25 protein-coding genes, 10 tRNA genes and 1 rRNA gene are annotated in these 25,711 nt (G+C 45.4%); 33 read left to right on the forward strand and 3 right to left on the reverse strand.

Translation table 11 applies throughout. The features are described from left to right. Positions 1-253 precede the first annotated feature (253 nt). Positions 254-1,444: a dicarboxylate/amino acid:cation symporter gene (locus tag H7968_RS12650; protein WP_227396497.1), complete on the reverse strand. Its 1,191-nt coding sequence runs from the start codon at positions 1,442-1,444 to the stop codon at positions 254-256. A 264-nt stretch (positions 1,445-1,708) separates the two neighbouring features. On the opposite strand from H7968_RS12650, the gene H7968_RS12655 reads away from it, so the two are divergent. From H7968_RS12655 to H7968_RS12670, 4 genes are all read left to right on the forward strand, one after another. After that, entirely contained in the window at positions 1,709-2,779 is a 1,071-nt protein-coding gene (locus H7968_RS12655) for a D-alanine--D-alanine ligase (RefSeq protein ID WP_227396498.1), read from the forward strand. Between the two features lie 12 nt (positions 2,780-2,791). Then, complete coding sequence (locus tag H7968_RS12660) at positions 2,792-4,159, forward strand: UDP-N-acetylmuramoyl-tripeptide--D-alanyl-D-alanine ligase (protein ID WP_319799499.1); 1,368 nt, start codon at positions 2,792-2,794, stop codon at positions 4,157-4,159. Between the two features lie 741 nt (positions 4,160-4,900). Continuing rightward, the gene (locus H7968_RS12665; protein WP_227396500.1) at positions 4,901-5,614 is read left to right on the forward strand and encodes an alpha/beta hydrolase; all 714 of its coding nucleotides are present in this window, start codon (positions 4,901-4,903) and stop codon (positions 5,612-5,614) included. A 376-nt stretch (positions 5,615-5,990) separates the two neighbouring features. Further along, a complete protein-coding gene (locus tag H7968_RS12670; RefSeq protein ID WP_227396501.1) occupies positions 5,991-7,448 on the forward strand; it encodes a DEAD/DEAH box helicase in 1,458 nt (485 codons plus the stop codon). Between the two features lie 83 nt (positions 7,449-7,531). On the opposite strand, the gene H7968_RS12675 is transcribed toward H7968_RS12670, so the two are convergent. Then, positions 7,532-8,083: a hypothetical protein gene (locus H7968_RS12675; protein WP_227396502.1), complete on the reverse strand. Its 552-nt coding sequence runs from the start codon at positions 8,081-8,083 to the stop codon at positions 7,532-7,534. A 199-nt stretch (positions 8,084-8,282) separates the two neighbouring features. On the opposite strand from H7968_RS12675, the gene H7968_RS12680 reads away from it, so the two are divergent. Both H7968_RS12680 and H7968_RS12685 read left to right on the forward strand, forming a co-directional pair. Further along, positions 8,283-8,765, forward strand: a complete 483-nt coding sequence (locus H7968_RS12680; RefSeq protein ID WP_227396503.1) for a PH domain-containing protein — start codon at positions 8,283-8,285, stop codon at positions 8,763-8,765. After that, on the forward strand, positions 8,758-10,266 hold the full coding sequence (locus H7968_RS12685) for a PH domain-containing protein (protein ID WP_227396504.1): 1,509 nt from the start codon (positions 8,758-8,760) through the stop codon (positions 10,264-10,266). The genes H7968_RS12680 and H7968_RS12685 overlap by 8 nt, the downstream gene beginning before the upstream one ends. 34 nt (positions 10,267-10,300) lie before the next feature. On the opposite strand, the gene H7968_RS12690 is transcribed toward H7968_RS12685, so the two are convergent. After that, positions 10,301-10,897, reverse strand: coding sequence for a rhomboid family intramembrane serine protease (locus H7968_RS12690; RefSeq protein ID WP_227396505.1), 597 nt, complete (start codon positions 10,895-10,897; stop codon positions 10,301-10,303). Between the two features lie 64 nt (positions 10,898-10,961). Between H7968_RS12690 and acpS the strand changes: the two genes are divergently transcribed. The 27 genes from acpS to H7968_RS12825 form a co-directional block, all read left to right on the forward strand. Beyond that, positions 10,962-11,330, forward strand: coding sequence for a holo-ACP synthase (gene acpS / locus H7968_RS12695; RefSeq protein WP_227396506.1), 369 nt, complete (start codon positions 10,962-10,964; stop codon positions 11,328-11,330). Between the two features lie 936 nt (positions 11,331-12,266). Continuing rightward, a complete protein-coding gene (locus tag H7968_RS12700; RefSeq protein WP_227396507.1) occupies positions 12,267-13,280 on the forward strand; it encodes a LolA family protein in 1,014 nt (337 codons plus the stop codon). Between the two features lie 54 nt (positions 13,281-13,334). Continuing rightward, on the forward strand, positions 13,335-14,480 hold the full coding sequence (gene alr / locus H7968_RS12705) for an alanine racemase (RefSeq protein ID WP_227396508.1): 1,146 nt from the start codon (positions 13,335-13,337) through the stop codon (positions 14,478-14,480). A 153-nt stretch (positions 14,481-14,633) separates the two neighbouring features. After that, entirely contained in the window at positions 14,634-14,915 is a 282-nt protein-coding gene (locus tag H7968_RS12710; RefSeq protein WP_227396509.1) for a CopG family ribbon-helix-helix protein, read from the forward strand. 4 nt (positions 14,916-14,919) lie between these two features. Further along, positions 14,920-15,270 carry a type II toxin-antitoxin system PemK/MazF family toxin gene (locus tag H7968_RS12715; protein ID WP_134375994.1) on the forward strand — a complete coding sequence of 117 codons (351 nt, stop codon included), beginning with the start codon at positions 14,920-14,922 and terminating at the stop codon, positions 15,268-15,270. Positions 15,271-15,392: 122 nt separating this feature from the next. After that, complete coding sequence (locus H7968_RS12720) at positions 15,393-16,220, forward strand: STAS domain-containing protein (RefSeq protein WP_227396510.1); 828 nt, start codon at positions 15,393-15,395, stop codon at positions 16,218-16,220. A 3-nt stretch (positions 16,221-16,223) separates the two neighbouring features. Then, positions 16,224-16,580 (forward strand): STAS domain-containing protein, encoded by a 357-nt coding sequence (locus tag H7968_RS12725; RefSeq protein ID WP_134375992.1) that lies wholly within the window; start codon positions 16,224-16,226, stop codon positions 16,578-16,580. Positions 16,581-16,584: 4 nt separating this feature from the next. Then, entirely contained in the window at positions 16,585-16,986 is a 402-nt protein-coding gene (locus H7968_RS12730) for an anti-sigma regulatory factor (protein ID WP_134375991.1), read from the forward strand. A 16-nt stretch (positions 16,987-17,002) separates the two neighbouring features. After that, positions 17,003-18,013, forward strand: coding sequence for a PP2C family protein-serine/threonine phosphatase (locus H7968_RS12735; RefSeq protein ID WP_227396542.1), 1,011 nt, complete (start codon positions 17,003-17,005; stop codon positions 18,011-18,013). Between the two features lie 81 nt (positions 18,014-18,094). Beyond that, positions 18,095-18,430 carry an anti-sigma factor antagonist gene (locus H7968_RS12740; RefSeq protein ID WP_227396511.1) on the forward strand — a complete coding sequence of 112 codons (336 nt, stop codon included), beginning with the start codon at positions 18,095-18,097 and terminating at the stop codon, positions 18,428-18,430. Next, positions 18,430-18,900: an anti-sigma B factor RsbW gene (gene rsbW / locus H7968_RS12745; protein ID WP_227396512.1), complete on the forward strand. Its 471-nt coding sequence runs from the start codon at positions 18,430-18,432 to the stop codon at positions 18,898-18,900. The genes H7968_RS12740 and rsbW overlap by 1 nt, the downstream gene beginning before the upstream one ends. Next, entirely contained in the window at positions 18,878-19,672 is a 795-nt protein-coding gene (gene sigB / locus H7968_RS12750) for an RNA polymerase sigma factor SigB (protein WP_134375988.1), read from the forward strand. Before rsbW ends, sigB begins: the two co-directional genes overlap by 23 nt. Further along, positions 19,672-20,265, forward strand: coding sequence for a PP2C family serine/threonine-protein phosphatase (locus H7968_RS12755; protein WP_227396513.1), 594 nt, complete (start codon positions 19,672-19,674; stop codon positions 20,263-20,265). Before sigB ends, H7968_RS12755 begins: the two co-directional genes overlap by 1 nt. A gap of 888 nt (positions 20,266-21,153) precedes the next feature. After that, positions 21,154-23,325, forward strand: a complete 2,172-nt coding sequence (locus tag H7968_RS12760; protein ID WP_227396514.1) for a Tex family protein — start codon at positions 21,154-21,156, stop codon at positions 23,323-23,325. Between the two features lie 21 nt (positions 23,326-23,346). Then, positions 23,347-23,760, forward strand: a complete 414-nt coding sequence (locus H7968_RS12765; protein ID WP_227396515.1) for a hypothetical protein — start codon at positions 23,347-23,349, stop codon at positions 23,758-23,760. Between the two features lie 59 nt (positions 23,761-23,819). Continuing rightward, positions 23,820-24,287, forward strand: a complete 468-nt coding sequence (locus H7968_RS12770) for a SprT family protein (RefSeq protein WP_227396516.1) — start codon at positions 23,820-23,822, stop codon at positions 24,285-24,287. A gap of 265 nt (positions 24,288-24,552) precedes the next feature. Next, positions 24,553-24,627: transfer RNA gene (locus H7968_RS12775), tRNA-Asn, on the forward strand. 7 nt (positions 24,628-24,634) lie between these two features. Next, a tRNA-Ser gene (locus H7968_RS12780) sits at positions 24,635-24,725 on the forward strand. 6 nt (positions 24,726-24,731) lie between these two features. Beyond that, positions 24,732-24,806 (forward strand) — tRNA-Glu (locus H7968_RS12785). Positions 24,807-24,829: 23 nt separating this feature from the next. Beyond that, a tRNA-Asp gene (locus tag H7968_RS12790) sits at positions 24,830-24,905 on the forward strand. Positions 24,906-24,923: 18 nt separating this feature from the next. Continuing rightward, positions 24,924-24,998, forward strand: a tRNA-Gln gene (locus H7968_RS12795). A 1-nt stretch (position 24,999) separates the two neighbouring features. Then, a tRNA-Lys gene (locus H7968_RS12800) sits at positions 25,000-25,075 on the forward strand. A 13-nt stretch (positions 25,076-25,088) separates the two neighbouring features. Continuing rightward, positions 25,089-25,170 (forward strand) — tRNA-Leu (locus H7968_RS12805). A 73-nt stretch (positions 25,171-25,243) separates the two neighbouring features. Beyond that, positions 25,244-25,329, forward strand: a tRNA-Leu gene (locus H7968_RS12810). A gap of 8 nt (positions 25,330-25,337) precedes the next feature. Continuing rightward, a tRNA-Arg gene (locus H7968_RS12815) sits at positions 25,338-25,414 on the forward strand. Between the two features lie 24 nt (positions 25,415-25,438). Continuing rightward, positions 25,439-25,512 (forward strand) — tRNA-Gly (locus H7968_RS12820). A 102-nt stretch (positions 25,513-25,614) separates the two neighbouring features. Next, a 16S ribosomal RNA gene (locus tag H7968_RS12825) occupies positions 25,615-25,711 on the forward strand; the annotation flags it as partial.

The following is a 25,711-nucleotide window of genomic DNA, read 5'->3' on the forward strand; positions in this document are numbered from 1 at the left end:
TCTCGTCCACGCTACTGACAATAATTAAGCTCTTATTAACGAAATGTGCGATCTTCAAGCACCTATCAACATGAGTTGCTGCCCTATTAACAGTAATGGTCTGGCAATCGACAGTTTTACCTGTTCTATCGACATTCATTCAAGAATGATTTTATATACAGTAACTTGAAAATATTAAAAGTGCCAGGTCATTCAGCAGACTCCTGAGGAATGATCTGGCACGACTTTCAAAATCACACAAACCGGCGGGCCATTACCCCGCCTTCGTCACACTCTCTTCCTTAACGGCACGACCCTTTGTAAAACGGTCCACGATGGAGCTGATGGCACCGTCTCCTGTTACGTTTGTTGCTGTTCCGAGACTGTCCTGTGCAAGATACAGCGCAAGCATCAGTGAAGTCATAGCGCCAGAGAATCCGAGCATAGACTCAAGAAGACCAAGAGAGGCAACAACAGCTCCGCCCGGTACGCCTGGAGCTGCGATCATCGTCACGCCAAGCATGAGAATGAACGGGAAGATCTGACTGAATGTAGCCGTCTCACCCTGAATAAGCATAACCGCCATGGCGCAGCTGACGAGTGTTATCGTACTCCCTGATAAATGAATATTAGCCAGTAATGGAACGCAGAAATCTGCTGTTTTTTCACGAACACCCATTTTTTTTGAATGCTCAAGCGTTACAGGAATCGTTGATGCAGATGATTGTGTACCAAGTGCCGTAAAGTAAGCGGGCATCATTTTCTTCAGCATGCCAAATGGATTTTTACCGTGAAGTGAGCCTGCGACACTGTATTGAATCACAAGATACAGAAGGTGCAGTACGATAATCATCGCAAAAACAAGCAGGAAGACATTAATAATTGCTGATACCTGACCGCCTTGCGTCATATTCGCAAAAATCCCGAAAATGTGAAACGGCAGAAGCGGAATAATGATCTTCTCAATCAGCTTTTGAATAATCGTACGGAATTCTTCCAGTCCTTTTTGAAGTACACTGTTTTTCAGTGCAGAAATACCAATTCCTAAAACAAATGATAATAATAAAGCAGTCATGATGCCCATGACCGGCGTCATTTCAATTCCGAAAAATCCGCTGAGTAGAGCTTCTTCTGGATTTTCAAATGCCTGCGAGGCTTGAGAGTCCAGCAAAATAGGGTATAGAACAGTTGCGCTGGTAAATGCAAGAAGACCTGCTATGACAGTTGAAGCATAAGCGATCCCTGCTGTCAGTCCAAGCGCTTTTCCTGCCCCGCGACCCATTGCGCCAATGCCCGGTGCGATAAAAGCAATGATAATCAGTGGAATGGCGAAGGATAAAAATCCGCTGAACAGATCATTGAAAGTAGCTGTTGTCCTGATGATCCAGTCAGGGCTAATGCTGCCGACTGCTACACCAAGTGCAATGGCGATGATGATTCTGGGAAGAAGTCCGATTTTTTTCATGATGAAGTCCTCCTGTTGTGTACAGTTGTATTTGATAGAGGGATTATAACGCGTTCCCTAGGACTTGTTAAGTACAAAAGTTTAAAAAATAATAATAAAATTATTGTGAATTATCAGTTATATAAAGGACTGTTTCACCTTGAACTAGGTTTTTTGTTATAGTAAAAAAACAAAAAATCGCTTCAACAAACTCATTTAACGAATGATGAAACATGATAAGATAGATGAAGAATAAAATTGGTGATTAAATGGAGGATTTTATAGATGAAAACAAAGCTGTGTCTGCTATTCGGAGGGAAATCTGCTGAACATGAAGTATCATTGCAAACGGCCAAAGCGGTGATTAAGGCGCTGGATCTTTCAAAATTTGAAATTGACCCTGTTTTTATCACAAAAGACGGCGAATGGCGCAAGGGACCGTCTCTTACCAGTCCGGTTGAAGATGTGAAGCAGCTTCAATTTGGAGAGGAGCGTGAGGTTTCGGCGGCTGAAGGCGTCTTGACTGTTCAGGGTGATGCGGAACGCGGGTATGATATTGTATTTCCACTTCTGCACGGACCAAATGGAGAGGATGGAACGGTTCAGGGCCTGCTTGAAGTACTAAATGTACCTTACGTCGGCAACGGCGTGCTTGCATCTTCAGCAGGTATGGACAAAGTGATCATGAAAAACTTATTCCGTGATGCAGGGCTGCCCCAGGTTGAATACGTTTCTTTTGTGCGCGCTGTATGGGAACAAAACCGTGAAGAGGCGTATCGAAAAACAGAGGATGAAATCGGCTACCCATGCTTTATCAAACCTGCCAACCTTGGTTCAAGTGTTGGAATCAGCAAATGTACAAATCGCGAAGAGCTGGAGAATGGCTTTGAAGAAGCATTTCAGTTTGACCGCAAAATCATTGTCGAACAGGGTGTGAAGGCACGTGAGATCGAACTGGGTGTCATCGGCAATGAATTCCCTGAAGTGTCCGTACCGGGTGAAATTGTCGCGAAAAAAGATTTCTACGACTATAAGGCGAAATACGTGGATGGTGATTCAGTGATGATCATCCCTGCGGAGCTGCCGGACGGAATGGCAGAAGAGCTTCAAAAAATGGCCAAAACCGCATTCCAGGCAGTCGACTGTTCAGGTCTTGTACGTGCTGATTTCTTTGTAACAGAGAAAAACGAAATTTACATTAATGAGATCAATACAATGCCAGGCTTCACTCCTTTCAGTATGTTCCCGCTCTTATGGGAGAATACCGGCGTTTCCTATCCGGAACTGATCGAAAAACTGGTGAAGCTCGGCATGGAACGCTATGATGAGAAGCAAAAGCTGAAATATTCGATATAAGGAGTCTGTTTGATGAGAAAAACATTAACTGAACTTGCAGCAATGCTTGAGACAGATGCGCCTGCAGCGCGTTTTAAAGATGTCATTGTAGACGGAGCGAGCATTAACACCCGCACCATCCAGCCGCAAAATCTGTTTATTCCTTTTAAAGGAGAGCGGACAGACGGTCACAAATACGTCCGTCAGGCGATCGAGAACGGAGCTGGAGCCTCGCTTTGGCAAAAGGATGTTCCGAACCCGCCGGAGGATCTGCCGGTTGTTCTTGTAGATGATTCTGAAAAAGCGTTACAAAAGCTCGCATCTGAATATAGAAAAGAGCAGCATTTTAAAGTCGTGGCGATCACAGGAAGTAACGGTAAGACGACCACAAAGGATATGGTCGCAGGTGTCTTATCCAAACAATTTTCCGTCCAGAAAACCGAGGGGAATTTAAATAATCAGCTCGGGCTGCCATTGACGCTGCTCAATATAAAAGAGAGCACTGATGTTGCCGTGCTGGAAATGGGCATGAGCGGATTCGGTGAAATTTCTCTGCTGTCAACCATTGCCCAGCCGGATATTGCGGTGATCACCAACATCGGGGAGTCCCATCTTCAGGATCTCGGTTCGCGTGAAAATATCGCCAAGGCCAAGTTTGAAATTACAGATGGTCTCGGTGAAAACGGTCTGCTGTTTTATTATGGAGACGAACCGCTTTTACAGGGGCTTGTTTCAAAAGCGCCTGGTATTAAAAGTGCTTCATACGGCTATGCCGAAACAAACGGACTTTATCCGAAAGAGGTTGAGATTTCTGATGAAGGAAGCCGTGTCCAGTTAGGGTCAGAACGCTGCGACTGGATAACGATCCCGGTTTTAGGACGTCATAACGTGCTGAACGGACTTGCAGCGATTCGCGTTGCCCTTCACCTTGGCATGTCAGCGAAAGAGATTTCTGAAGGCTTTTCAGCAATGGAAATGACCTCTATGCGTATGGAGCGTGTAACCGGAGCTGCTGGAGAAATTTTCATTAATGATGCGTACAATGCAAGCCCGACTTCTGTCCGTGCAGCGCTTGGTTTCTTAAAGGAAGCGAAGGCAGAAGGGAAGAAGATCGCGGTGCTTGGCGATATGCTTGAGCTCGGTGAAATGGAAGAGGAATTCCACCGTGCCATTGGCCGTGAAATTGACTTTTCACAGATTGATGCCCTGTTTACATTCGGCCCGCGTTCAAAATGGACAGCGGAAGAAGCGGTGCGTCTGAGCGGGAATGTGTTCAGCTTTGAAGATGATCACGCAGCGCTTGCTGAAGAACTCCGCAAGCATGTGGCAGCCGGAGATCTGATTTTAGTCAAAGGCTCACGCGGCATGGCACTTGAAAAAGTGATTGAAGCGTTTAAATAGTAAGTGAGGGTGGCTGAGGCAGAAATTTGTCTCAGCCATTTTTAATGTGCGGGGGGTAGGTTCGGAGAATTTTGGGTTTGTTTCGAAGAATGCAGGCGATGTTTCACAGGGTATCGCGTGGGGTTCACAAAATATTTAATGTGTTTCACAGAATTCGATGCTCCTTTCGTAAAATTGTGAGTTTTGACTTAGCTGGGAGAATACTCATTTTGAAGACATCCGTTGCCACGGGGGGCGAAACAGCACTTTGAACAATTGTACTGATCCGGTTGATTTATCAATCGTTCTGGAAATGAATTCAATCGTTTGAAAAATCTTATGTACTGTTCCACGATTTATTTGTACTGATCGCCTTTCAAACACCATTTTTTGTAACGCTTCGTCTCGGGATTGTATCGTTTCAAACTGGATATGTACTGTTTCAAAAAACATTTGTATCGATCCACCTCCCATCGCGCGCAAGACCGTTTGACGCGGACCACACCTGTTCAATGACACTTCTTGTGCCGCGGCCAACAATCACTCGTTTCAAACTGGATATGTACTGTTTCAAAAAACATTTGTATCGATCCACCTCCTCTCTCGGTAAAGACCGTTTGACGCGGACTAGACCTGTTCAATGACACTTCTTGTGCCGCGGCCAACAATCACTGCCACCCCCCACCCAACACTTTAACCCGGGGTTCAACAACCTCATTCAAGGGTATAATCACAACACAGACGTTTAACGGAGGGAAGACGATGGGACAGACAGGATGCCTGCTTTTACATGGATTTACAGGTGGTGCTTACGAAGTGAATCCACTCGCCAGATATTTGCGTGAGCATACTGACTGGATTATTTCGGTGCCGGTTCTGCCCGGGCATGGACGCCATCTCGATTTAAGGCAGGCCACCGCTATGGAGTGGCTGCTGTGTGCGGAAGAAGAGCTTGAACGCCTTTTACTTTATTGTGACGAGGTGTTTGTAATCGGCTTTTCAATGGGTGGTTTGATTGCCTCTTATCTGACCATTCATTATCCGGTCAGTAAATTGGTTCTGCTGAGCGCTGCTGCGTTATATATTAACCCAAGGCAGATTGTTCAGGATATCAACGGAATGATGAAGGATGCGATCCGGCGGACCCTGCATGAAAATGAATGGTTTGGCCATTATAAATATAAGGTGTTAAACACCCCGATCCGCTCAACATGGGAATTCAGGAAGCTTGCATCACACATGGTTCCGCTTTTATCTAAAATCAAAGTGCCTGTTTTTATTGCTCAGGGTCAGATGGATGGCATTGTTCCGCCGAGGGCTGCCCGTTTTGTTTATGACAGGGTTGGGACGTATCAAAAAAAATTATATTTATCAAAAGGGTCGAAACACCTGATCTGCTATGGGCCGGACTGTGATGACCTTTTTCATGAGATCGCTTTCTTTTTAAAACAGGACGAACATCCTGATGATGGATGATTGTATTTTGGAAAAAGACGTGATAAGATACGTAAGACATCTGCTGAACTTAAACATTGAGCTCTCTTACGATTAAGAAGAGTGTGATATATATTTCTGAATACATGGAGTTTCAGTCCTGCTGAATTAACCGTTTGTCCATATGAGGCATACAGTATCCGTGTGTATTTTGTTGGTTGTCCAACATGAAAGACCAATTAAAAAATTGGCATCTCTGACGCACTCGGCCTATGACCGAGTTTTCTTTTTGGGGAAGAAGTGCCCCTTATTTAATACGTTACAGGACAACGATCAAAAAGCAGTCGCAGTCTTCTGAGCGATCTTAGCTTTATGTATGAAGGTTAGATGATTTGAATAAAAAAGGAGTATGAAGGATTTGACACTTTTTTCAGAATTACCAATCAGTCCAGCTATTTTAAAATCAATTAAACGTATGGGGTTTGAAGAGGCTACGCCGATTCAGGCAGGTACGATTCCATTATCAACAGAAGGTAAGGACATCATTGGCCAGGCACAGACTGGTACAGGAAAGACAGCTGCATTCGGAATTCCGATGCTTGAGAAGATCGACACGCGTTCTTCAAGCATTCAGGGTCTGATCATCGCACCAACGCGTGAGCTTGCGATTCAGGTATCTGAAGAGCTTTACAAAATCGGTGCAGACAAGCGCGTTCGCGTTCTTTCTGTATACGGAGGCCAGGACATTCAGCGCCAGATCCGCGCAATGAAGAAGCGTCCTCATATCATCGTTGGTACGCCGGGTCGTCTTCTTGACCACATTAACCGCCGTACGCTGAAGCTTGATGAAGTACAGACGCTTGTACTTGATGAAGCGGATGAAATGCTGAACATGGGATTCATCGATGATATCGAATCAATCCTGAAAAACCTTCCTGAAACACGCCAGACACTTTTATTCTCTGCTACAATGCCAGCGCCAATCCGTAAGATTGCTGAGCGTTTCATGACAGAGCCGGAAACAGTAAAAGTGAAAGCGAAGGAAATGACGGTTGAAAACATCGAGCAGTTCTTCGTAAAAGCACATGAGCGTGAAAAGTTTGACGTACTATCACGTCTTCTAAACGTTCAGTCACCTGAGCTTGCAATCGTATTCGGACGTACAAAGCGCCGTGTTGACGAGCTTGCACGTGCTCTTGAAATCCGCGGCTATATGGCTGAAGGAATTCACGGTGACCTTACGCAGGCGAAGCGTATGAGCGTATTAAAGAAGTTTAAGGAAGGCCGTATTGATGTGCTTGTCGCAACAGACGTAGCTGCCCGCGGACTTGATATCTCAGGCGTTACACACGTTTACAACTACGATATTCCTCAGGATCCTGAAAGCTATGTTCACCGTATTGGACGTACAGGCCGTGCAGGGAAAACAGGTATGGCGATGACATTCGTAACACCTCGTGAAATGAACTACCTTCGTGTGGTAGAGCAGACAACGAAAAAGAAAATGAATCAAATGCACCCGCCAAGTTCTTCAGAAGCACTTGAAGGCCTTCAGCGCGCTGCTATTGATGAGCTAAAAACAACACTTAAGAAGAACAACCTCGAAGAATACAAAGTACTTGCACGTGAGCTTTTGAATGACGGAGAAGAGCCGTTAGATCTAATCGCTGCTGCGCTTAAGATCCTGACAAAAGAGCCGGACGAAACACCAGTGGATATAACTCCGGAAAAGCCTCTTGCATCTAAAAAGAAAAAGCCTTTCCGCAAGGACGATAAGAAATTTGGTTCCCGTGGTGGAAACCGTAGCGGTGGAGGCGGCAAACCTTACAACAGCCGTCAGCGTCAGCCACGCCGTACGACTCGTGAAGGTCAGTAATAAATAAAAAAATCGCTGTGCACATCATGTGCACAGCGATTTTTTTATTTACTATTAATGAAGCTTCATTTGACTTTAGGCAGTCATCGTTCCGTCAGTTGATATCTGATGCCGACTGACAGCAGCATGCCTTCGATTTCGTTCTTTTTAAAGTTAAATTCTCCTTTTTTTAATTCAAGCTCCGACCCATCTTTCATTGACAAGACCATAGAATTATAAGGTATTTCATCATTCATTTTTAACAGAACGGCATCTTCAACATCTGTCCATTCGTATCGATCACTTGTTAAAGATAATACCTCACTGTGAAAAATCGCTTCTTCCCGAACGACGGTATAACTTGTCATACTAGCAGCAAGAAAAGCGATCGAGATCAGCAGTACAAAGAACCCGGCAACTTTAATTTTTTTGTTGTCTTTATAGATCATGAAAAAGAATAAAGAAAGCAGTAGAACAAAGACACCGAACAAAACATTTGCGAAATTAGGCGTTTGAACCAGGATCACATCCCCATATGTAAACAGTAAGTGGTGAACGAGATTTGGTGCAACAAAGGCTAAGAATCCGCCTGATAATAAAGTGATAACTCCTAACACAATCCATATCATATTTCCTTCTGCAAAATCACGATTCATATCATTTCCTCCTTGAATAATCCTTTCCTATTGTACATTATTTTCCATGAAAAGGTTTCTTATTTTTTAAAATTCTTCTGTAAATTTACCAAAACATTTAATGAAACACTGAAAAAAGAATGTTCGGTTATTGAAACGTATAACGGTGATGAAACGTATGGTACAGTATGAATGAAGACAACAGAATGGGGAGAACATTATGGGAAGCAATGAACCAAAGATGAGAATTTCCGAACGGGCATTGACTGTCTGGAAGCTTTACGGATGGATTTCTGCCATTATCACGACGATTATTGCAGCAGGTGTGATCACGCTCGCTGTTTTATTTGACTGGTCTGTCTGGTTTATTGTGGGCGGAGTAGTAGTTCCGATTTTAGAAATTATTTTATTTGTTTATGTATTTCCAACGCTTAAGTGGCGCAGGTGGCGTTACGAAGTAAGGGAAGAGGAAATTGAATTACAGCACGGAATCTTTATTGTGAAGCGTACGCTTGTGCCGATGGTCCGGGTGCAGCACGTTGATACGGAGCAGGGGCCGATTTTGCGTAAATACCGGCTTGCAACGATCTCCATTTCAACAGCTGCAACGGTTCATCAGATTCCGGCACTCGATATTAATGAAGCGGATGAACTGAGAGATTCCATTTCGGCGCTGGCAAGGGTGGCTGAAGACGATGTCTGAGGAAAAAAGACTGCACCCGATTACGACCGTTATTAATTCTGTAAAAGCGATAAGAGAAGCCATTATTCCGATTATCATTCTGTTCTTTGTTAATGGCAGAGGGGATACCGGATCTATTCTGGACTATGTCCCAATTCTTGTAACAGCCGGTCTGATCATTCTTCTGATCTTTTTGGGTTTGATTCAATGGTGGCGTTTTAAATACTGGATTGAAGAAGGAGAGCTTCGAATTGAGCAGGGGCTCTTGGTGAAGAAGAAGCGTTATATTCCCTTCGAACGTATTCAAAGTCTGAATTATTCAGAAGGAATCTTCCATCGCCCGTTTAAACTCGTGAAAATCAAAGTGGAAACAGCAGGTTCTTCGGCTGAAATGGATTCAGAAGCGGTTCTTACTGCGATTACGAAGGAAGAAGCGAATGAATTAAACCGGATGATTGCGGCTGCGAAAAAGAAGCTGAGGGACAAGGGGCTCGATCCTGAGCTGCCTGTTGTAGAAGAGCCGGATGTGGAAGACCGCGTTCTTTATAAAATGAGGCCAAAAGATCTGATCGTGATGGCAACGACTTCGGGAGGGGCGGGAGTCGTACTCGGTGGTGTGCTGATCTTTCTTTCGCAATTCAGTGAGGTTATTCCGTACGAAGCTGTTTTTAACGAACTGATTGAGTTTGTGGAAGCCGGAATTTTACTTGCCGGTATCCTGATTGTGCTCGTCTTTTTCATCGCATGGCTTATTGCAGTCGCGATGACTTTTCTACGCTATGCCGACTTCACTGTGAGGCTGGTTGATAAAGACCTTGTCATTACAAGGGGACTGCTTGAGAAGAAACAGACAACCGTTCCTTTAAAAAGAATTCAAGGCATCCGATTTGATCAGAACATTATACGCGAACCGTTCCGCTACACATCCGTAACGATTGAAAGTGCGGGAGGGTCAGTACTCGAAAAGGATTCAAATGCCATCAGGCTGCTGCCGATGATAAAGGAAAATGAAGCCATTCCGATTTTACATGAGGTTCTGCCTGACTATGAGTGGAAAGTTGATTTTAAAGGTGCGCCATCAAGATCGATCTTCCGCTATATTTTCTGGAAGATATTCTTCTCACTTTTTGTCATCATTCCGGTTTCCTGGTTCTTTTTCCCGATCGGATTGCTGTCACTTACGCTGATCCCATTATCCATTTTGCTCGGCTGGATGCAATACCGCACAGCCGGCTACAACCTGTCAGGTGACCAGCTGGTAATGAGATTCAGGGGAATCAGTAAGCAGATTGTCTATATGAAGAAAAAGCGTATTCAGTCCGTAACCTGGACCGAAACCTATTTCCAGCGCAAAGGTCACGTTGCCACGATCACAGCCACCATCAAATCATATGTTGGGGGCAGCTCGACAAGTGTGGAGCACTTGGACAAAAAAGACGTGGTAACGCTGATGGACTGGTATCGCCCTGAAGCCGTTTCAAAACCGGAGGCAAGGGAGATCATTGGGGAATTGGAGACATAAAAAAAACGGATATCCTCAGGGATACCCGTTTTTTCTATGTCCTTTTTTTAGACTGGAAAATAAACATTCCGATGAAAAATCCTGCTGCGAGTCCGCCTAAATGCGCGATAACGTTGATGTTGTTTCCGAAAAACGTCATGATCACACTGATAATAATCAGCGGCAGCATGACCTGGCGGATCTCCATCGGCGCACGTTCGCGGTAAATAAAATAAATCGCTGCGTATAAGCCAAATACGCCAAAAATCGCTCCGCTTGCTCCAACTGATGTATAAGCCGGACCCTGAAAAACAAAGGTCATCGTACTTGCGATCAGCCCGGCTAATGTATACACGATCGCATACTGGAAAGAACCAATCATCCGCTCAAGAGCCGGAGAGAAAATAATCAGGGCAAACATATTAAAAATCAGATGCCACCAGTCTGCATGGACAAACACAGACGAAATCAACCGCCAGTACTCACCCTGTGCAATCAGACCGTTCACACCCGCAAGTGTCCAAAATGTCGTAAAGCCGATTTCCCCGGGGATTTGCGTGGCAATATGAATCAGCAGATTTGCCGCCACCAGAAATGAAATGACAGGATATAACCTGATAAACTGTGATAGACTTTCATTACGAGAAAACATTAAAATCCTCCCTGTGATCGGTGTCTTTTTATCATACAGGATTTTATACGAAAAAGGTGACAAGATGATTCATGGAATCGGTTTAGATATCGTTGAAATCAACAGGCTCTCAGCATTATATGACAGGCAGCCGAAAATAGCCGAACGCGTTTTGACTGAAAAAGAGCTTGAGCGTTTCGAACAATTAACAGGTGGACGACGGATCGAATTTCTGGCCGGACGATTTGCAGCCAAAGAAGCATTCGCCAAAGCACTCGGAACCGGTATCGGAAAAGAGTGCTCCTTTCAGGATATTTACATTGAAAAGGATGACAGAGGAAAGCCGTTTATTCACTACAGCGGCTGTGGAAAGGTGCATGTGACCATCACTCATACAAAGGAATACGCGGCTGCGCAGGTCGTGATTGAGAATAAAGAGGAGACTGGCTTGTAGGAAGCCGTCTTCTTTTTTGTGTGTGGCGGTGGGAGCGGGCGACGGGGAGGTGCGGTGCGGAATTGTACTGTTGTCGTGAGTTATTGTACTGTTTCAGTTAAATATTCAATCGAATGAAAAATGTATTGTACTGTTCCAGGAAATAATTGTATCGTTCACTTCCCAGACCACATTTTTTGTAACGTTCTCATCCATTATTCACTCGTTTCAAATTTTTATTGTACTGTTTCAACAATCTTTTGTATCAATCCGGTCCCTTTGCTATAAAGACTGTTTGCCGCGGAACAGCCCAGTGCGATGCCACATCCGGTGCCGCGTCCAACAATCACTCATCTCAAATGTTTCAACAATCTTTTGTATCGATCCGTCTCTCTTGTTGAAAAGACTGTTTGCCGCGGAACAGTCTAGTGCGATGCCACATCCGATGCCGCGTCCAACAATCACTCAGCCCGATTTGTTTAATTCCTTCACTGGCGTAGGTGATTCCATCTTTTGAAAAATTAATTGAGTCGTTTGAGAAAATGATTCCTTCTTTCCGGAAAAAAATTCCCTCATTAAGCCTCCAGCCGGTCATAATCCCTTCAATCGTCTCGCTTATTCCATCACATTAACATCATGATTCCTTCACTCCAGTGAACAATTCCTTCACCCTCTCCATAACAACTAAGTAGCACTCCGCCTTTCAATTAAGCCAATTTAATTCCTTCACCCTCTCCACAGCAACTAAGTAGCACTCACGCTTTTCAATCAAACCAGCTAAATCCCCTCACTCTCCCCACTACAACTAAGCAGCACCACTCTTCCATCAAGCACTTAACTCTCCACTCATCCGCCTTAATAAACCCGTCCCTTAAAAAAGTCATACACCTTCCCATCATTTCATAGAATCGTAATGCACCGGTTGGACAACGTGTAATGAGTGAAGGGGAGGAAACCATGAAGAAAATTGCTCTCTGTTTCATAGCAATCTGCCTGATGATGATGCTTGCGGCTTGTGGTGAGAAAACGAAGGATGAGGCAGCGAAAGATTTGTCGGACAAGTTGGAGGAGTCGCAGGGGTATAAGGCTACAGCGAAGATGACATTCAGTACGGGAGAGCAGCCACAGGAGTATGATGTGGAGGTCTGGTATCAGAAGCCTCATTTTTACCGGGTTCATTTGAAGCATGCGGAGGAAAAGCAGAGTCAGATGATTATCCGGAATGATGAGGGTGTGTTTGTCCTGACACCTGCGCTTAATAAGAGCTTCAGGTTTCAAAGTGACTGGCCGGCAAATGGAAGCCAGGCGTATTTAGTGGAGTCCTTAATTAAGGATATTCAGGAAGATAAGGAAGCGGTCTTCACTGAAAAGGACGGCAAATACATTTTTGATACGAAAACGAGGTACAAGCATCAGGCGATGTTCCCGCTTCAGCAGGTCGTGTTTGATAAAAAGTCTCTGACGCCGGGATCTGTGCAGGTGAAGGATCAGGAAGGCAATGTGAAGATCGACCTTGCTTTCAAGGATGTCAGCTATGATGTGTCTTTTGATAAGAGTGATTTCAACGTAGAGAAGAACATGATGGGTGCGATGGTGGAGACACCGGTCCTTGGAGATGGTGAAGAGGAGCAGGAATGGGCTGTTTTATACCCGACTGTTGAGATTGAAGGGACGGCTTTGACAGAGGAAAAAGAGATGACGACAGACAATGGAAGCCGGGTCATCTTGACGTATGAAGGGGAAAAGAGCTTTACGCTGATTCAGGAGAAACTGGAGACAGCTCCTGTCATGCTGACGACTTCAGAAGCATCGGGTGAGGTGGCGGATCTCGGATTTGCCGTTGGAGCAATGACAGAGCGTTCTGTTGAGTGGAGCTATAATGGTGTGAATTATCTGCTTGCTTCTAATGACCTGACGCAGGAAGAAATGCTGAATGTCGCTCGCTCCGTTCAGGGCTCTATGGTAAAATAACGACATCTTTGCGGGAGCAGCGATTGTTCCCGCTTTATAAAGAAGGTGTCTGCAATGAAAGATTTTCATCGTGATACATGGATTGAAGTGGATCTGGATGCAATTACGCATAATGTAAAACAAATTTTAAAGCATATTGGTGAAGAGCAAGTCGTGATGGCTGTGGTGAAAGCGAATGCTTATGGACACGGCTATGTGGAAGTGGCCAAGGCTGCTCTTGAAGCTGGTGCTACCTGGCTTGCTGTTGCATTTTTAGATGAGGCAATCTATCTCAGAAAACAGGGGTTTAAGGTGCCGATCCTGATCATGGGAGCGGTTCGCCCTGAAGATGCGGGGCTTGCCGCTGAACACAACATCCGTGCGACTGTTTTTTCAGCAGACTGGCTGGAGCAGGCTGTGCCGTATGTCGATAAAACGCCTTTAAACGTTCATTTTAAACTGGACACAGGAATGGGCCGTCTGGGCTTCACTGACTCTTCAGAGATCCAGAGGGCTGAAGAGCTGGCATTGGCACTCGATTCATTTAACCTGGAAGGGGTCTTTACCCATTTTGCCACTGCGGACGAGCAGGACCAGTCCTATGCAGATGAACAGCACGAACGGTTTATTGACATGCTGTCTGTATTCAATTCAAAACCTGCTCTGATTCACGCGTCAAACAGTGCTGCTTCCCTTTTGCGGAAGGATTCGGTTTTTAATGCGGTTCGCTTTGGTATATCCATGTACGGTCTTGTGCCTTCGGGTGAAATCAAGGATTTGATGCCGTTTCAGCTCAAGCCTGCGCTTTCTTTTAAAACAACGCTCGTTCATGTGAAAAAGATGAAACCCGGTCAGAAAATCAGCTACGGTGCAACCTATACTGCTGAGCATGAGGAGTGGATCGGCACACTTCCTGTCGGGTATGCGGATGGCTGGACCCGATATATGCAGGGTTTTGACGTACTTGTGGATGGTGTGCGTGCGGAAATTGTCGGCAGAGTATGCATGGATCAGTGCATGATCCGTCTGCCGTATGAGTTGAAAATCGGTACGATGGTTACACTGGTAGGGAGGCAGGGAGAAGAGGAGATTCTACTGGACGATGTGGCGGCTTACGCTGGTACGATCCATTATGAGTCCGCCTGTCTGCTGACTGCGAGAGTACCGAGGGTTTATCTGAAAAACGGGTGCATATCCTCTGTGCTAAATGGACTAAAATAACCGGAACCTGTATAGAATTGTCAGAAACTTCGCGAACAGACCTTTTCAGGATCTGAAATAAGTGATAAGATAAACGTGGACTTGAAAGATGAATGAACAAGAGAATAGAAGAAATGACAAAATAGGTATGCATTGATGGTGGAGGTGTAGTTTGTGTCGGAATCCAGCGCAACATCAGAAATCTTGGTACGATTACCAAAACAACTGCTTACAGAACTGGAAGCGTTTGCCGAGCAGGAAGATTTAAGCTGCAGTGATTGCATTTACCGTGCAACGAAAGCTTATGTTCGCGACAGACGGAAGAAACAAACACAGGATGCAATGCGCAGGGGCTATATGGAGATGGCGAAAATCAACCTGTCAATGGCTTCAGAAGCGCTGCAGGCTGAGTACGAAGCGGAGCATACCATTGAACGACTGGTAAGCGGAGGATAACGCTTTGATAGTAAAGCGTGGAGACGTATTTTTTGCTGACCTATCTCCCGTTGTCGGTTCAGAGCAAGGTGGAGTCCGCCCCGTTCTCATCATCCAAAACGACATCGGAAATCGGTTTAGTCCCACAGTAGTGGTCGCGGCGATTACCGCCCAAATTCAAAAAGCTAAACTCCCTACCCACGTTGAAATCAGCTCAAAACGTAATGGTTTTGAACGGGATTCAGTTATTTTACTGGAACAGATCCGAACATTAGACAAACAACGACTAACAGATAAAATAACCCATCTGGATGACGAGACGATGGACAAGGTAGACGAGGCTCTTCAAATCAGCTTAGGTTTAGTAGACCTCTAATGTGGAAAACGCTCTTAATGGAGCGTTTTTTTCTTTTGGATAGACCATTGCCCTGCACTCCTCTATAATAAGAGGTAATAAATAAAAGAGTACTATTTTCAGAGCATAGAGGTGAACGAAATTTGTTTAATAAAATAACTGCGCACGTACAGGAGCGCAAAGAAGAGCTCGAAGTCCTTTGGAAGAATCAGCTGGCCCAGGACTCGAAAGAACGTGTGATCGAAGTAATGCCTGAGCATGTGTTTGAAGCAACGAGCTCAGAATTCTTTGAAATCATTCTCCTGAACATTCAGGAAAAAGATCAGGAATATCAGCAGAAGCTTCAGATCTTTTCTGACAAAATTGTTCGCCTTGGGTGGCCGATCGCCCTTGTCGTTCAAGGTTTACGGGAATTTGTCCATGTCATTCATGAAGACTTAATTGAACAGGGGACAATCACAAAAGAAAGCGAAGGAGAATATCTTGAGCACCTTGATAAATGGATGACCCCCATGGCCAACGAGATTATTCATACATACGCCTCCACATGGGAAAAAACCGTTTCTCTCCAAAAGATGGCCCTTCAGGAACTATCAGCTCCCCTCATTCCGGTTGTTGACCAGATTTCTGTCATGCCGCTTGTCGGAACAATTGATACTGAACGCGCACGACTTGTGATGGAAAACCTTCTTGAAGGAGTCGTCAATCATCGTGCAGAAGTCGTACTTATTGATATTACGGGTGTACCGGTTGTAGATACAATGGTCGCGCACCATATCATTCAAGCTGCGGAAGCCGTGAGACTCGTTGGAGCCAAGTGCATGCTTGTCGGAATCCGTCCGGAAATTGCCCAGACGATTGTGAATCTCGGCATTGATCTGGAACGCTTCATTACCACAAGTACGATGAAAAAAGGGATGGAGCTGGCGCTTGAGATGACAGGTCGAAAAATCGTGGAATTGGAGGGATAGGCTGTGAGAATTCCCATTTTGAAGTTGAAAGATTGCCTTTTAGTGTCGATTCAATGGGAGCTGGATGATCAGACAGCTCTGGAATTTCAGGAAGATCTTTTGAAGAAAATACATGAAACCAATGCACGCGGCGTCGTAATTGATATTACCTCCATTGATTTTATCGATTCTTTCATAGCCAAAGTGCTCGGTGATGTGATAAACATGTCGAGGTTAATGGGAGCGAAAGTAGTGATCACAGGGATTCAGCCCGCAGTGGCAATAACATTAATAGAGTTAGGCATCAGGCTGGACGACGTTATGACAGCCCTCGACCTGGAAAAAGGTTTAGAGAAACTTCAACAGGAATTGGGGGACTGACCAGATGGAAATCCAATCCTGTGTAACCATTCTGAACGAATGGGATATCGTAGCTGCTCGTCAGCTTGGTAGAAACGTAGCGAAAGAGCTGGGATTTGGAACCGTGGATCAGGCTAGAATTACAACGGCCATCAGTGAACTTGCCCGAAATATTTATTTGTATGCCGGTCAGGGACAGCTGTGTATTGACCGATTAAGTGAGAACGGCAAAACGGGTCTAAGAATTATTGCACTGGATGACGGTCCGGGAATTCCAGATATACGCAAAGTAATGGAAGACGGTTTTTCAACATCAGGGGGTCTTGGAGCTGGCCTTCCGGGAGTGAGACGGTTAATGGATGATTTTAACATCGACTCAAACCCAGGGGAAGGAACAGATATCCGCGCGACGAAATGGCTCCGTTAGGAGGGTCATATTGAAGATGAATTTGCAGCAATCGATGGAAAAAAAGTACATGGAAATCCTGAATGAATATATGCAAAATCAGTCTGAGCAGGCTCTTTATGCTGCTCAGCAATTCAGCAGGCTGGCGCTTGAGAAAAAAATGCCACCTGAAGAAGTGATCAGTGTGCAAAAAAGTGTTATGCAGGAATTAATGCCCGACCTCCCTGAGGAAGTCTGGCATTCTTTTGATATCCTTCTTGAAGTCATGACCGCATACGGATTTGCTTTCCGTGAGCACCAGAGTCTGTTGGATACACAAAAGGAATTGAAAAATGAAATGGAGATCGCCTCTAACGTTCAGGAAACATTGCTGGGTACATCTGTGCCGACAGTTGACGGTCTTGAAATCGGGGCACTCAGCGTTCCTGCCAAGCAGATGAACGGTGACTATTTCCATTTCGTGCATGACGGGGATCACTCGGTTAACGTGGCAATCGCTGACGTAATCGGAAAAGGGATCCCGGCTGCATTGTGTATGTCGATGATCAAATATGCCATGGACAGCCTACCGGAATACCGGAAAGATCCGAGTGCTGTACTGGAAAGTCTGAACAGAGTGGTGGAACAGAACGTGGATGACTCGATGTTCATCACTATGTTTTACGGCATGTATGAGCTTCGGGGGCATATTCTTCATTTTGCTTCAGCCGGACACGAACCCGGCTTTTTTTATCAGCATAAAGAAAAAAGATTCCTTGACCTTGAAGCGAAGGGACTGCTTCTCGGAGTTGATAAAGATGCCAAGTACAGGCGCTATGAACAACAGGTTGAGATTGGCGATATGATCATTTTGATGTCTGATGGCGTAACAGAATGCAGAACTGATGAAGGGTTTATCGAACGGGACACACTTGTTTCATTTATTAACGAGTATATTGAACTTCCTCCTCAGGAAATCGTCAATAAAATCTTCCGGGATCTGGAACGACTTCAGCATTTCCAGCTTCGTGACGATTTTACGTTAATCATTATGAAACGGACAAAATAATATCGGAATGCGTTTTAATCAATCGGAACTAGGGTAGTTTACAAATACATTCCGTGCAGATATCAGAAGAGGTGGAAAAGGATGAACATTACAGTTACAACAACCGAACAGACTGACGAATTAGTTCGTATCGCCATTTCAGGTGAAATTGATGCGTACACTGCACCTGTTTTGCGCGAAAAAACAGAGCCATTTACAAAGCAGGAGAACCTGACTGTGATTGCCGATCTATCTGAAGTCAGCTACATGGACAGTACAGGAATCGGTGTTTTTGTAGGCTTGTTCAAAGGGATTAAAGCAAATGGAGGACACCTTCAGCTGATTGGTCTTTCCGACCGTCTGAAGCGTCTTTTCGACATCACGGGACTAGCTGACATCATGGACATTAATCCCGAAGTAAAAGGTGGAATAGACTGATGAAACCATTTGATTATATTGAGATGAAGATCCCCGCCAAGGCTCAGTACGTTGGCGTCATCCGACTGACAATCTCCGGGATTGCGAGCAGGATGGGGTTTACGTACGATGATATCGAAGACTTGAAAATCGCTTCCAGTGAGGCGATTACGAACGCTGTTCAGCATGCATATTCAGACGATGATGAAGGCGAAGTAGTCGTCGGATTCGCTCTATATCATGACCGCCTGGAGGTCATTGTGGCTGACCATGGATCAAGCTTTGATTTTGTCAAAGTGAAAGAAGAGGTAGGTCCTTACAATGAGGATGCGCCTGTCGACATGCTTCGTGAAGGGGGGCTTGGCCTTTACCTGATCGAAAGCCTGATGGACGAAGTGAAGATCAGTCAAAAGGAAGGTGTGACGGTCTTCATGACAAAGTATATTGAGGAAGAGCAGGTGGAGAGGGATGCGAAAACTATCTCAACCTAATCAACCGAGCAAAAACGAAGTACTGGAATGGATCAAAGCCTACCAGGAAACGCAGGATGAGCAGGCCCAGCATAATCTGGTCATGCACTATCGCAACCTGGTGGAATCCATCGCCAGAAAGTATTCAAAGGGCAAATCCTATCACGAAGATATCGCTCAGGTCGGCATGATCGGTCTGCTCGGTGCCATTCGCAGATATGATGACGCATTTGGAAAAAGCTTCGAAGCCTTTGCGATTCCAACGATTATTGGTGAGATTAAAAGATTTTTACGTGATAAGACCTGGAGCGTCCACGTTCCGAGAAGAATTAAAGAATTAGGCCCTAAAATAAAGGCTGCTGTTGAAGAACTGACAACAACACTTCAGCGCTCCCCGAAAGTGAACGAAATTGCTGACTATCTGGAAGTTTCAGAAGAAGAAGTACTTGAAGCAATGGAGATGGGAAAGAGCTATCAGGCGCTCTCTGTTGATCACTCTATAGAAGCTGATTCTGATGGCAGCACCGTCACACTGCTTGATATCGTTGGCAGCATGGATGACAACTACGAAAAAACCGATCAGCGTCTTGTTCTTGAAAAAGTACTCCACGTATTAACTGATCGTGAAAAGCAGATCATTCAGTTTACATACCTGGAGAACCTGAGCCAGAAAGACGCAGGCGATATGCTGGGGATTTCCCAGATGCACGTTTCAAGGCTGCAAAGGAGAGCGATTAAAAAGCTCCGTGATGCCATTCAGCAGGAGAATGAGCACGCAGGTGGCTTTGAATGATGGAAGCACTCCAACACCAGCAGGTACGTGTAAAAGTCGGGCAATATGCTAAAAACGGACGTTCAGACTGCGGCGACAGCTATTATATGCTGGCCACCGATGACTACTTTCTATGTGTGCTAGCTGACGGCTTAGGCAGTGGCAGATATGCAAAGGAAGCATCAAAAGCAGTCTGTGATACCGTCGAAAAAAATCCTGATGAAGACGTAGACCGGTTGATGGAACTGTGTAACAAGTCACTTCTCAAAAAACGCGGTGCCGCAGTTGCCATCGTAAAAATCACTTTTGACACAAAAGAAGTGGTCTACAGCTGCGTGGGCAACATCCGCTTCTACTTCTATTCAGAAAACGGCAAACTTACCTATCCGCTTCCGGTCACAGGCTATTTATCGGGTCGGCCGCAGGTATATAAAACACAAAGGTTCCGTTACGAAGAAGGTTCCTCATTCCTGTTTCATTCAGACGGACTTCAAATTACAAGAGTGAGACCGCTGTTACAGGGAGGAAAATCTCTCGAGTACATCTCATCGTATCTGCACTCCATTGTGTCAGATGCGGATGATACAACATTTCTCATTGGAAGACTGCCTTGATCAGGGTGGTCTTTTTTGTTTGTGTTGAATTGCTTGTTTTTTAGAGCCGGGCGGTACTCGATCCTTCGCTTTCCGCAGCCGCGAGGTGAGTCAGCTAATGCTACGTATTACGCTGTCTCACTATATACAGAAAAAGGTTGTCTAATAAGCAATTAAAGTCGTCAAATGCAACATCTATGACCTCGCGCAAGCACAGCTTCAAGCATAAAGACTTTAGGTTACCTAAGTTCTTGAAGAGCCCCCGGGCTTCGTCGGGATTTTTCTTGAAAGTGTCCAAGTTAGGGCGGAATGTGTCCGAGTTGAGTTGGAAAGTGACCAAGCTTGAGTGGAAAGTGACCAAGTGAAGCCCGAGAGTGTCCAAGTTTGAGGAGAATGTGACCAAGCTGCCCCCTCCCCAAACGCCCGCCTGCGCTTTTCTTTGTGTCCAGCTCCGGCGACTAGCCCCTCGAGGTCATAAGTCAAAGCTGAACGAGGGTAAAAGGCAACCCTCTTTTCATCTTCGCCTTATGCTTGTCGGGGCTGAACGAGTCGCTTGCGCTTTTCTTTGTGTCCAGCTCCGGTTCGCAGCGGTTAGTGCGCTTCCCTCAGCTCTGTCCGATAAGTCAACATCGGTTCACTACGTTCACCGTGTTTCCTTTATCTCCGGCGCTTCAGTCCAGCGCATACACCGCTAAACGCTCACCTCCGCATTTCTATTGTCCAGCTCCGGCGGGCAGGGACTAGCAAACTTCCCGTCCTCTCGTTCGATAAGTCAACATCAGCTCACTCCGTTCGCTGTGTTTCCTTTATCTTCGTCGAGGCCGGTCCAGTTTGTACGTCCCCAAACGCCCGCCTCCGCTTTTCTGTGTTACAATCTATAGGAAGTTTATTTGAAAGGCTGTGGGTGAATTGGATCAGAGGAAAGAGCAGATTGGGCGTTTGTCGAAGGAGATTTCGATTTCGGCGCCGCAGATCGAAAAAGTGATTCAGCTTTTAGATGAGGGTAATACAGTTCCTTTCATCGCCCGTTACCGAAAAGAGATGACGGGTGCGCTTGATGAAGTTCAGATTAAAGACATCGCAGATAAATGGGAGTATTTATTAAACCTTGAAAACCGTAAAGAAGAGGTCCTCCGTTTAATTGAGGAGCAGGGCAAGCTGACGGATGAACTGAAAACCTCCATTACGGCTGCTGTTAAACTGCAGACGATTGAGGATTTATACAGACCGTACCGTCAAAAACGGAGCACGCGTGCAACAAAAGCCAAAGAAAAAGGGCTCGAGCCGTTAGCTGAATGGCTGCTTCATGCGTCACCTGAAGACAATATCGAAGCAAAAGCCGCTGAATTTATTTCAGAAGATAAAAGTGTGGACACTGCTGCAGATGCCATCGCCGGAGCGCAGGATATTATCGCTGAAATGATTGCAGATGACGCGAAAATCCGTGAGTACATAAGAAATCAGACGATGCGCAACGGGAAAATCGTCTCCAAAGTGAAGAAACAGGAGCTTGATGAAAAAGGCGTTTTCGAAATGTATTACGAATATGAGGAACCGGTTTCGAAAATTGTGCCTCACCGTATTTTGGCGCTAAACCGGGGTGAAAAAGAAGAAATCCTCCGTGTTTCCATTCAGCCGGACCAGGAGCAGATCCTGGCAGAATTGAAAAGAAAGAGAATCAAATATCCAAACGCACAGCTGTCTGCAGAAGTGGAAGCAGCCGTGGAGGACAGCTACAAACGCTTGATCCATCCATCGATCGAACGTGAAATCCGCAACGAACTTACTGAAAAAGCGGAAAATCAGGCTATTCATATCTTCTCTGAAAACCTGAAAAACCTGCTTCTGCAGGCTCCTTTAAAAGGGAAAAAGGTACTTGGAGTCGATCCTGCCTATCGAACAGGCTGTAAGCTTGCTGTCGTGGATGAAACAGGGAAGATGCTGCACATTGCGGTGATCTATCCTCACACAACAAGCGATCCATCAAAAGCGGCAGCTATTTTCCGTAAAGTCGTGCAGGATTATGAGATTGAGCTTGTTGCGATCGGAAACGGAACAGCTTCCCGTGAAACAGAACAGTTCGTGGCAGAACAATTAAAACAGGTTGACCGTGAAGTCTATTATTTAATCGTCAACGAGGCGGGTGCCAGTGTGTACTCTGCATCTGACGTGGCAAGAGAAGAATTCCCTGATCTTCAGGTAGAAGAACGAAGTGCCGTTTCCATTGCCAGACGATTGCAGGATCCACTTGCCGAGCTCGTAAAAATCGACCCGAAATCAGTCGGTGTCGGTCAGTACCAGCACGATGTTTCTCAGAAGAAACTCAATGAATCTCTGACCTTCGTTGTTGAAACAGCGGTTAACAAAGTAGGGGTAAACGTCAACACGGCATCCCCATCACTGCTTCAATATGTAGCCGGACTGTCTAAAACGGTCGCGCAAAATATAGTGAAAGCCAGGGATGAGGCAGGGAAATTCGAAAGCCGTACTCAGCTGAAGAAAATTCCGCGCTTAGGTGCTAAAACGTATGAACAGTGTATTGGTTTCCTCCGGATTGCAGAAGGGAAAAATCCGCTGGACCGTACCGCCATTCACCCTGAAAATTATAAAGACGTAGAAAAAATGCTTGATTCCGCCGGCTTCACGAAAAAAGCAATCGGATCAGACGAACTGAAAGAAGCCATCATTCAAAAAACACCGGAGCAATGGGCAGAAGAAACAAACATCGGTATTCACACGATGCGTGATATCATTGAAGCATTGATCCGCCCGGGACGTGACCCGCGTGATGAACTCGATAAGCCGCTGCTTAAACAGGACGTTCTGAAAATGGAAGACCTGTCACCAGGCATGGAGCTTCAGGGGACGGTCCGTAACGTAGTCGATTTCGGGGCATTCGTGGACATTGGTGTAAAACAGGATGGCCTTGTCCATATTTCCAAGCTGAAAAAAGGATTTGTTAAGCATCCGCTTGACGTTGTCGCACTGGGTGACGTTGTAACTGTCTGGATCGAACAGGTTGATGTGAAAAAAGGCCGGATCGCCTTAACCATGCTTCAGCCAAAAGATCAGACTTCATAAAAAAGAATCGGAGGAACCGCTATGTTAGGATATATCATTGCAATCTGTACAGCAGTCATTGCATTAGGCATTACATTCAACTACATCGCACATCTCGGCACTATGGTTAAAACAGCTGAAGGGAGAGGGGAGCAGGGAATGACGGTCGGTACTGTCATCACCCGTTTTATGTTCTCAACGATGCTGATTGAACTTATCCCAATTGTCATCATCGTACTTTCATTTGTCTTACTTGACTCTCCATCGGAAGGATTTCCAGCCATTCCAATCGTGATTATGGTTGGGGCCACTGTATTTGGTGCAGTGCAAATCCTGATCAGAATGAAGCAGGACGTTCCGGCAGAAGCGAGAGGACAGGTCCGTTCATTCTCCATGATCGCGATGCAGCTCGTCATTACGGCACCACTCGTAGGACTGATCTTCCTATTTATCTAAATGACCACGGGAATCCGCTGCATAAGCGGGTTCCCTATTTTAATCCGGGAGCTAAAATCATGAACAACGAAGAACTGCAACAGCTGACTCAACAAATATCGCTACATGATTTCCAAAGGACCTTTAAGCATAAAGCTTATTTTAACAAGCGACTGAGAACGACGGGAGGGAGGTACATGCTCGACTCCCATAACATCGAAATGAATCACAAGTATCTGGATGAGCACGGTATGGATGAACTGATCGGCATCATCAAACATGAACTGGCCCACTATCACCTTCATATAGAAGGGAGAGGCTATCAGCACAAAGACCGTGACTTCCGGGAGCTAATCAAGAAGGTAGGAGCCCCAAGGTTCTGCACACCGCTTCCATCTGAATTAAAGAAGAGAGTGCAATCATTCAAGGTCTACGCGTGCTCTGTGTGTAAGCAGCCTTATCATCGTAAGCGCAGAATCAATACAGCAAAATACGTCTGCGGTAAATGCGGCGGAAAGCTCCAATACATTAAGACGTTAGAAAGATAATCGGATCCGGTTCTTTGAAACTGGATCCTCTTTTATTTTTATAGACGGAAGTGCTGGATTCCTTTTGACACAAGCGGTTAAATGTGATAAATTACATTCACTAGCTTTTTCAGCAGAGCAGCTGATCGAAAAAACTTTTTAAAATTATTTTATAAAAGTTGTTGACTTATGTTTTTGATCTCTGTTATGATATTAAACGTCGGCAAGAGAGACGCCAAGTAATAACATACATAAGCTTAGCTGACAAAACTACATTTTATATTGTTCCACAGTAGCTCAGTGGTAGAGCAATCGGCTGTTAACCGATCGGTCGTAGGTTCGAGTCCTACCTGTGGAGCCATTTTTATGGGGAAGTACTCAAGAGGCTGAAGAGGCGCCCCTGCTAAGGGTGTAGGTCGCGTAAGCGGCGCGAGGGTTCAAATCCCTCCTTCTCCGCCAGAACATGGCCCGTTGGTCAAGTGGTTAAGACACCGCCCTTTCACGGCGGTAACACGGGTTCGAATCCCGTACGGGTCACCATTTTCATACAAGAACATTTTTTAGGTCCCGTGGTGTAGCGGTTAACATGCCTGCCTGTCACGCAGGAGATCGCCGGTTCGATCCCGGTCGGGACCGCCATTTAATTCATTCGATGATTGGGCTATAGCCAAGCGGTAAGGCAACGGACTTTGACTCCGTCATGCGTTGGTTCGAATCCAGCTAGCCCAGCCACGAGCCATTAGCTCAGTTGGTAGAGCATCTGACTTTTAATCAGAGGGTCGAAGGTTCGAGTCCTTCATGGCTCACCATTATTTTTTGTTTGCGGGTGTGGTGGAATTGGCAGACACGCTAGACTTAGGATCTAGTGCCGCAAGGCGTGGGGGTTCAAGTCCCTCCACCCGCATTAATCTTTTTGAAAAAAGTAATTGACTTCGAAATGATATATTGATATAATAAGTTTTGTCGCTCGAATACGAGCGGTCGTGGCGGAATGGCAGACGCGCTAGGTTGAGGGCCTAGTGGGAGAAATCCCGTGGAGGTTCGACTCCTCTCGACCGCACCAAAAAGTTAGCGCCCGTAGCTCAATTGGATAGAGCGTTTGACTACGGATCAAAAGGTTAGGGGTTCGACTCCTCTCGGGCGCGCCATTATTACTTTCATATAAAAACCACGCGGGTGTAGTTTAGTGGTAAAACCTCAGCCTTCCAAGCTGATGTCGTGAGTTCGATTCTCATCACCCGCTCCATTATTACTGAAGTATTGAACCTTGAAAACTAAACAACCAAACGTCAACGTTTAAGATTTTAAGTCTTTTTCGAATAAAAAAGACAATGAGCTTTTCAAACACTTTACGGAGAGTTTGATCCTGGCTCAGGACGAACGCTGGCGGCGTGCCTAATACATGCAAGTCGAGCGAACGGAAGAGAAGCTTGCTTCTCGGATGT

This window comes from Jeotgalibacillus aurantiacus, assembly GCF_020595125.1.
Lineage (GTDB): Bacteria > Bacillota > Bacilli > Bacillales > Jeotgalibacillaceae > Jeotgalibacillus > Jeotgalibacillus aurantiacus.